Genomic DNA, 1205 nt, shown 5'->3' on the forward strand with positions numbered 1-1205 from the left:
CGCTTCACCGCCGAGCAATGCACAAACTACTTCAGCGCCGCAGGTTACGAGCCAGAGTGATCAGATTCTGCTCTAGTGCCGGTCGCGATGTGCCGGCTGCGGCAGCGCCGCCGGTGATGGAAACGCCGCCGAAACTAGGGCGCCGGCGTCGGAAGAGTGGCATCATCAAGATCGAATTCGGCGGTGGCCGTCATGTTCGGGTCGACGGCGACGTGGATGTCGACGCACTGCGACGTGGCCTGTCCCCGCGAGGCGATCGAAGCAAAGGCAGAGCCCGGCAAGACCGGCCAATTCTGGCAATTGTTGACATCTATTGCTATATTCCTGCGACCCACCTTCTCTCCATGAGGTCGCCATGCCCAATTACGCTCTGAACGACCATTACGAACGCTTCATCAGGAAGCAACTCGAATCAGGCCGCTACAACAATGCCAGTGAGGTTGTCCGCGCCGGCCTGCGCATGCTCGATGATTTCGAGGCGGAGCGGGAAAAGTGGCTGCGCGAGGAGATCCCGGCGCGGCTGACCGAGCTCCAGCAGGATCCGGCGAAGGGTATTCCTGCCGAGACGGTTTTCTCTCGGATCGAGGCGCGTCATCGTGCGAAGCAGGCGAAAGCCAAAGTAGGGGATGGAGTACCGGATTGTTTTCCATCCCAGCGCGGAAGCCGAGCTGGAACAGCTCTATGACGATATAGCCGAGCGCGCGTCGCCCGCGATCGCCTGGAATTTCGTTGTGGGTATCCGCGATCACCGCCTGGGCCTATCGACTTTTCCACAGCGAGGCACCGAACGGCTCGAAATCATGCCTGGGCTGCGGATCATCGGCTACCGGCGCGCCGTCAGTCTCGCTTTCGCCGTCGAGGGTGGGCGGGTGCTGATCCTGGGCATCTTCTATGCCGGCCGCAACATCACTCCGGAATTGCTTGAGGAACGGCTCTGATCCGCGGGATTCGGAGGCGTCACAGTCGAGATCCCGCTAGCCGCGACACGCAATTTCAGAGCCTCCGTACACGCTCGGAGCCGAGGTTGTGACGCGCATCACCGAAATGCCGGCACCGGAATTTCCGGCCAAAATTCGGCCAAGCCAACTCACGAATTTCGACCCCGTGGATATCCTCGCGAGAAATCGAAAAAACTTGGTCGAGTGGTGTTGACAGTTCTGGTTGGCGGCGACTATATACGCCTCACGAACGAGGGCGGTGCGCCG

At 60.5% G+C, this 1205-nt stretch carries 1 protein-coding gene and 1 pseudogene; both read left to right on the top strand.

From position 1 onward, the window contains the following. Nucleotides 1-355 precede the first annotated feature (355 nt). A pseudogene (locus tag FJ548_RS29690) lies at nucleotides 356-619 on the top strand (type II toxin-antitoxin system ParD family antitoxin); the annotation flags it as partial. 7 nt (nucleotides 620-626) lie between these two features. Continuing rightward, entirely contained in the window at nucleotides 627-938 is a 312-nt protein-coding gene (locus tag FJ548_RS29695) for a type II toxin-antitoxin system RelE/ParE family toxin (RefSeq protein WP_140779800.1), read from the top strand. Nucleotides 939-1205 lie beyond the last annotated feature (267 nt).

The sequence above is a fragment of the Mesorhizobium sp. B2-4-17 genome (genome assembly GCF_006441275.1).
GTDB lineage: Bacteria > Pseudomonadota > Alphaproteobacteria > Rhizobiales > Rhizobiaceae > Mesorhizobium.

Excerpts from the sequence above, each read along its gene's own strand:
- FJ548_RS29695 (WP_140779800.1), top strand. The coding sequence starts at position 627 with ATGGAGTACCGGATTGTTTTCCATCCCAGCGCGGAAGCCGAGCTGGAA.